The sequence below is a fragment of the Martelella sp. genome (assembly GCF_984369615.1).
Genome location: NZ_CFHTCS010000261.1, coordinates 1 through 6,304, shown reverse-complemented (window position 1 = coordinate 6,304; position 6,304 = coordinate 1). Strand labels below are relative to the sequence as shown.

4 protein-coding genes and 1 pseudogene are annotated in these 6,304 nt (G+C 63.3%); 1 reads left to right on the top strand and 4 read right to left on the bottom strand.

The annotated features are described in order from the left end of the window. Positions 1-24 precede the first annotated feature (24 nt). Positions 25-771: an SOS response-associated peptidase gene (locus AC5DC2_RS17545; protein WP_491699402.1), complete on the top strand. Its 747-nt coding sequence runs from the start codon at positions 25-27 to the stop codon at positions 769-771. A 24-nt stretch (positions 772-795) separates the two neighbouring features. Here AC5DC2_RS17545 and pssA read toward each other — a convergent pair whose 3' ends face one another. The 4 genes and pseudogenes from pssA to AC5DC2_RS17525 form a co-directional block, all read right to left on the bottom strand. Further along, a complete protein-coding gene (pssA, locus tag AC5DC2_RS17540) occupies positions 796-1,686 on the bottom strand; it encodes a CDP-diacylglycerol--serine O-phosphatidyltransferase (RefSeq protein ID WP_491699401.1) in 891 nt (296 codons plus the stop codon). Next, a pseudogene (locus AC5DC2_RS17535) lies at positions 1,686-2,393 on the bottom strand (phosphatidylserine decarboxylase); the annotation flags it as partial. The gene pssA and the pseudogene AC5DC2_RS17535, both read right to left, overlap by 1 nt. A gap of 106 nt (positions 2,394-2,499) precedes the next feature. Continuing rightward, positions 2,500-4,386, bottom strand: coding sequence for an ABCB family ABC transporter ATP-binding protein/permease (locus AC5DC2_RS17530; protein ID WP_491699400.1), 1,887 nt, complete (start codon positions 4,384-4,386; stop codon positions 2,500-2,502). Positions 4,387-4,539: 153 nt separating this feature from the next. After that, a complete protein-coding gene (locus AC5DC2_RS17525) occupies positions 4,540-6,021 on the bottom strand; it encodes a LysM peptidoglycan-binding domain-containing protein (protein ID WP_491699399.1) in 1,482 nt (493 codons plus the stop codon). Between the last annotated feature and the right edge of the window lie 283 nt (positions 6,022-6,304).

Here is a 6,304-nt window from a genome sequence, read left to right as displayed (position 1 = left end):
CGCGCAAGATGAAATCTATTCAGAATGTGCGGACGTTTCGGATTGATAACAAGCCCAGAGGCGACAGCGGAAGCCTTCGATCTGACCGGGATCGACCCGTTTCCGCCGCGCTACAATATCGCCCCCTCCCAACCGATCCTGATGGTGGTCAACGCCTCGGAACTGACCGGCGGCGGTCAAGGACGGACGGCGCTTCTGGTGCGCTGGGGGCTCATTCCCGCCTGGGTGAAGGATGGACGGGACTTCCCGCTTCTTTTCAATGCGCGCGCGGAAAGCGCTGCGGAAAAGCCGGCCTTTCGCGGCGCCATGCGCCATTTTCGCGCTCTGGTGCCGGCAAGCGGCTTTTTCGAGTGGCGCAAGTCCGGAGGCAAGGGCACGGCCCAGCCCTACTGGATCCGCCCGCGCCATGGCGGGATTGTCGCCTTTGCCGGCCTGATGTCGCCCTGGCAGGGCGCGGACGGCACGGAGCTTGATACCGGCACAATCCTGACGACCGAGGCAAGCGGCGTGGTGGCGAAACTGCATGACCGCTCGCCGGTGATCATCATGCCGGAGGATTTCGACCGCTGGCTTGATTGCCGCAATCTCGAGCCGCGCCATGTGGCCGACCTGATGAAGCCGGCGCCGGACGACTTCTTCGAGGCCTTTCCGGTTTCAAAGGCTGTCAGCAATGCCCGCAATCTGGGCGCGGATCTGATCGAGCCCATCGGACCCGCGCTTCTGCCGGACGCGCCGGAGCCGGGGTCCGGCGAACAGATGGACCTCTTCTGAGGCGCCCGCTGCCGGAAGGTCGGGTCAGATGTCGAGATCGAGCCGGTTCTTGCGCGGATGGTCCGGATCGTCCTCGTCATCGTCATCGCCGTCCTCCTCCATCACCAGCGTGCCGTATTTCGAGTGCCAGGCGCGGGCGCCGAGCGGCAGCGCCGCAAGGTAGAGCGCCGAGCCGGCAATCATCATATGCCAGGTGTAGGCCACGAGAAGCGCGACCGAGAGCACGGCCAGCAGCATCATCGGCAGCGCGAATTCGCGACGGACATTGAGGCCGAGGCTCTTGCCCGACCAGACCGGCAGGCGGCTGATCAGGAGGAAGCCGATGAGAACCGTATAGAGCGACGCGGCAAGCGCGATGCCGCGGCTCGGCTCCATGCCGAGAAAGCCGAGATAGACCGGCAGAAGCACGATGATCGCGCCCGCAGGCGCAGGCACGCCGACGAAATACTCGCCCTGCCAGCTGGCCTTGCGCTTGCGGTCGGCCATCACGTTGAAGCGCGCAAGGCGCAGCGCGGCGGCAATCGCGTAGAGCAGCGCGGCGATCCACCCGGGCGTTCCGGCATTGTCCAGCAGATAGATATAGGAGACGAGCGCCGGAGCGATGCCGAAATTGACGATGTCGGCAAGCGAATCCATCTGCTCGCCGAATTTCGAAGATGCCTTCAGAAGCCGCGCCAGCCGGCCGTCGATGCCGTCGAGAAAGGCTGCGATCAGCAGCATCATCACGGCTTCGGGGAACTTCCCCTCGATCGCCTGCCTGATGCCGGAAAGACCGGCACAGATGGCAAGGACGGTGACGAGATTGGGGAGGATCAGGCGCAGCGGAATTTCGCGCAGACGCGGACCCCGGCCGGACAGATCCGAGCCGGATGTCTTCCGCGTCGCGAGGGGCCCGTCGGTCTCATTCTGACCCATCAGATCCGCCGTCCGGCCACGGGCAGTTCAAAGTCACCGAAAACGGCGAGAACCGTTTCGCCCGCAGTCGCCGTCTGACCGACCGCGACGCGCGGCGTGGCGCCGGCGGGAAGGTAAACGTCGAGCCTGGAGCCGAAACGGATAAGGCCGAAACGCTCGCCCGCATCGACCACATCGCCGTTTTCGACGAAGCAGACGATGCGGCGGGCGACGAGACCGGCGATCTGGACCACGCCGATGGCCCCATGGGCTGTTTCCAGCACCACGCCGTTGCGCTCATTGTCCTCGCTCGCCTTGTCGAGTTCGGCATTGAGGAACTTGCCCGGGCGATAGTGAATGCCGCGCACCGTACCGGCCATGGGGGCGCGGTTCACATGGCAGTTGAACACGTTCATGAACACGCAGATCCTGAGCATCGGCTCGCTTCCGAGACCCATTTCCTGCGGCGGGATCTCCTCGCTGACGGAGGAGACGAGACCGTCGGCAGGGCTGATCACGATATCGTCATCCTGCGGCACGACACGCTCGGGATCGCGGAAGAAATAGGCGCACCAGAGCGTGGCGAAGAGGCCGATCCAGAACAGCGGGTCGGCGATCCAGCCGAGAATGAGCGTCGCGACCAGAAAGATCGCGATGAAGGGATAGCCCTCCTTGTGGATGGGTACGATCGCCTTCCTGATCGAATCGAAAACGGTCATCTTAATCCTTGGCTCCGGGGCGCGGTTTCGCGCCGTTCCTGTGGTTGACGCGCGGGAAGCTTACAGGTTCCCCCGTGTCTTGAAAATGGTTCTCCGCGGTGGCGGGCGCGGGCGGTCAATTGGCCGGATCGAGCCGCATGATTACGCCCATATCGTCGCTTTCCCGCACTTCGCGCAGGTGTTCCTCGGCAAGCGTCGCTTCCCTCTGGCGTTCCCACATCTGCGCATAAAGGCCGTTCATGGCGATCAGGTCGTCATGGGTGCCGCGCTCGGCGATCTCGCCGCGTTTGAGGACGATGATCTCGTCGGCGCCGATGACGGTGGACAGCCGGTGGGCGATGACGAGCGTGGTGCGATTTTTCGACACCACGTCGAGGGCGGCCTGGATTTCGCGTTCGGTATGGGTATCGAGCGCCGAGGTCGCCTCGTCGAGCACGAGAATCGGCGGGGCCTTGAGGATCGTCCGGGCGATGGCGACGCGCTGTTTCTCGCCGCCGGAGAGCTTCAGTCCGCGCTCGCCGACCTGGGTGTCGAAACCTTCCGGCAGTTGCCGGATGAAATCGCCCACCTGGGCAAGTTCGGCCGCCGCATTGACTTCCTCGTCTGTCGCCGACGTCCGGCCGTAGCGGATATTGTAGGCGATCGTGTCGTTGAACAGCACGGTGTCCTGGGGCACCATGCCGATCGCTTCCCTGAGCGAATGCTGGCGCACTTCGCGCAGATCCTGTCCATCGATAGTGATCGCGCCCTCATTGACGTCGTAGAAGCGGAAAAGCAGCCTCGAGATCGTCGACTTGCCCGCGCCTGTCGGCCCGACGATCGCCACCGTCTTGCCGGCCGGCACCTCGAAGGAGACGCCCTTGAGGATCGGCCGCGCGGGATCATAGGCGAAGTGCACATCCTTGAAGGCGATCGCGCCCTGGCGGATCTGTAAATCCTCGGCATCGGGCTTGTCGGTGATTTCCGGGTCGACCTCGAGGATGTGGAACATCTCCTCGATATCGGTCAGGCCCTGGCGGATTTCGCGGTAGACCGAGCCGATGAAGTTGAGCGGTATGGCCAGCTGGATCAGCATCGCATTGACGAAGACGAAGTCGCCGATCGTCTGCGTGCCGTTCTTCACCGCGATTGCCGAGAGAACCATCATCACGGTCATGCCGGCGCCGAAGATGACGCCCTGGCCGAAGTTCAGCCAGCCGAGCGAGGTCCATATGCGGGTCGCCGCCGTCTCGTAACGGGCCATGGAGGCGTCATAGCGGCTGGCTTCCATGTCCTCATTGCCGAAATATTTGACGGTTTCATAGTTCAGCAGCGAGTCGATTGTCTTGGTGTTGGCGTCGGTGTCGCTGTCGTTCATCTGTCGGCGGATGGCGATGCGCCAGTCGCTGGCCTTGATGGTGAACCAGACATAGAGCACGACGGTAACGGCGGTGATCGCCAGATAGTCGAAGCCGTAGCCCCACCAGAAGATGATCGCGACCAGGACGAATTCCAGCACGGTCGGCAGCGTGGCAAGGATGGTGAACCGGACGATGGTTTCGATGCCCTTGGTGCCGCGCTCGATGATACGCGAAAGTCCGCCGGTCTTGCGCGACAGGTGGAAGCGCAACGCCAGCTGGTGCATGTGGACGAACACGCGGTGGGCAAGCTGGCGCACGGCATATTGGCCGACGCTGGCAAACAAGGCGTCGCGCAGCTGGTTGAAGCCGAGCTGGCCGATGCGGGCGAGGTTGTAGAACAGCACCAGCGTGATCGCGCCGAACAGGAAAGCCGGCAGGATGGTGTTGATCTCCAGCTCGCCGGTCAGCGCATTGGTGGCCCATTTGAAAGAGTAAGGAACCAGGAGAAGAATGAGCTTGGCGATCACCAGGGCGATTGTCGCGTAGACGACGCGCTGCTTGAGATCCGGGCGGCTGGACGGCCAGATATAGGGCCATAGATTGATGATGGTCTGAAGCGGATTGGCTGAATCCGCTGAAACGGTTTTCTGGCGGTCTGCCATGGTAATCCCCCGGCTCAAGGCGGGTTTGCCGAGCCAAAACAAATAAGGTTCAAAGACGGGAAAACGACGCACGGGGCGTCGTTTTGTCCTGCGAGATAGGGTCGCCTGCGACCGATTGCAATGCCGGCAGGGCGTGTTTGCCGCAATTGCGCCTTATTGATCGGCCGGCGGAAGCTGGTATTCCGGGCCAACCGGCATGCCTTCCAGCAGGCGGCGGTGGATGGTTTCGGCCTCGCTGTCCGGCAGTGGCTCGACGGGTACGGAAAAGACCTGTCCGGGAAGAATGAGGTCCGGATTGACGATCTGGGTTTCGTTGGCAAGGTAGATCGTGGTGTAGCGCACGCCGCGACCGTAGACACGGCGCGAGATCCGCCACAGATTGTCGCCGCGGCGGATGATCACGGCGTTGTCGCTGCCCTGAAGCTGCGGCTGGACAAAGGTCCGGGTGCCGTCGGCCTGCTCGGCGCTGGTGCCGTCGGGATCGGTCGAAATCGCGGCGATCTGGTTGCCGGGCGGGCGGTCGAAGGGCACCACGGCGCGGGCGACGACCCGGCTGTCGGCATCGAGCATGTCGACGCGGATGGTGTGGAGCCCGACGGAGACATCGGTTTTCGCCTCGAGCACGTAATTGCCCTCGACATTGACCGAGCCTCCGGCCACCAGCGCATCATCGATATAGCCGCGAATGGTCGCGCCGATCTCGCCTTCGCCGGCGACGAAGAGCGTGTCGCCCTCGATCTCAACCGCCTTGATCGAAACGGTGACGGCGACCGGCTTCTGGTCGGAGACGGGCTCCTGCGCCGCCGTGACCGCTTCGGCCGCCTCGCTGTCGCCGCCGCGCGTTTCGACGTTGACGGCCGGAAGGTTGGTTTCCCTGTCGCCGTCGCCGGATGTCTCGCCGGAGAGCACGTCCCGATCCTGACCACTGTCCGGCGCGTCGGCCGTTTGCTCGTTTCCGTCGGTCTCGCGGGTCGCTACAACAGTAGTCTCGGGCGCCGTCGTCGTCTGCAGTTCCGGCGCGGAGATGATTTCCGAGGCCTTGCCGGGCTCGGTGATCAGCGCAAGAAGCTCGCCATTATTGCCGTCGGGTATGGAAACCGTGGCCGTTTGCTCGGAGCGCACCGTCCGTCCGTCCGGCATGGTGACGCTCAGATAGATCAGATGATCGCCGGGTGAAAGCGGGGTCTCGACGATGGCGACGAAATCGCCGGATTCGGTGACGTCCGAAGAGGCGAGGACGCTTTCCTCCTCCTTCACGTCGAGAAGGCCGAGCGGTTCAGCGCCGCCGGCGATCACCGCCGTGCCGTCGGGTTCCACGCGCAGGAGATCGAATGTGGGGATCCGCAGCATTGCCTGCTGCTGTTCAACCGAACCGCCGTCCGCGTCTTCGGTGACTTCCGATTCAGATTCGGCGGTTGCCGTCCCGTTCCGCGTTTCGTCTTGCGAAGCGGAGCCCTCTTCTTCCATGTCCGGGCCGGAGGGCTCGTTTTGCGGTGCGGCGGTCTGCGGGGCCGGGGCGGTCGGCTGCCCGCCGGAAAGCTCAGCGCCCCGGTCGCGCAGCGCAAAATAGGCGCCCGCCGCAACCAGCAGCAGGACAAGCACGGCAATGATGACACGTGTGTTGTTGTTCTTCATTCGTCACTCCAGACACGGCGTCACGCAGACGACGTCAATTCGCTGAAAACGCTAGCGATAGTGCGGTTTATACACAAGTGTTCATTCGCGCCTGCGGGAAAGCGTGAACAAGGTAAACGCCTGATTGTGGTCGATTTGCAATGCGCTTGACCGGGAATAGCCAAATGGGGTTCAGTAAAACCATGACAAGCGAACACGACACGATTCGATCCGTCTGCGTATATTGCGGCTCGAGGCCCGGAACATCCGCGACCTATATGGCCGCCGGCAAGGCGCTCGGCGC

Coding starts and splice junctions, on each gene's coding strand:
- AC5DC2_RS17545 (WP_491699402.1), top strand. CDS start 25: ATGTGCGGACGTTTCGGATTGATAACAAGCCCAGAGGCGACAGCGGAA.
- pssA (WP_491699401.1), bottom strand. CDS start 1,686: ATGGGTCAGAATGAGACCGACGGGCCCCTCGCGACGCGGAAGACATCC.
- AC5DC2_RS17530 (WP_491699400.1), bottom strand. CDS start 4,386: ATGGCAGACCGCCAGAAAACCGTTTCAGCGGATTCAGCCAATCCGCTT.
- AC5DC2_RS17525 (WP_491699399.1), bottom strand. CDS start 6,021: ATGAAGAACAACAACACACGTGTCATCATTGCCGTGCTTGTCCTGCTG.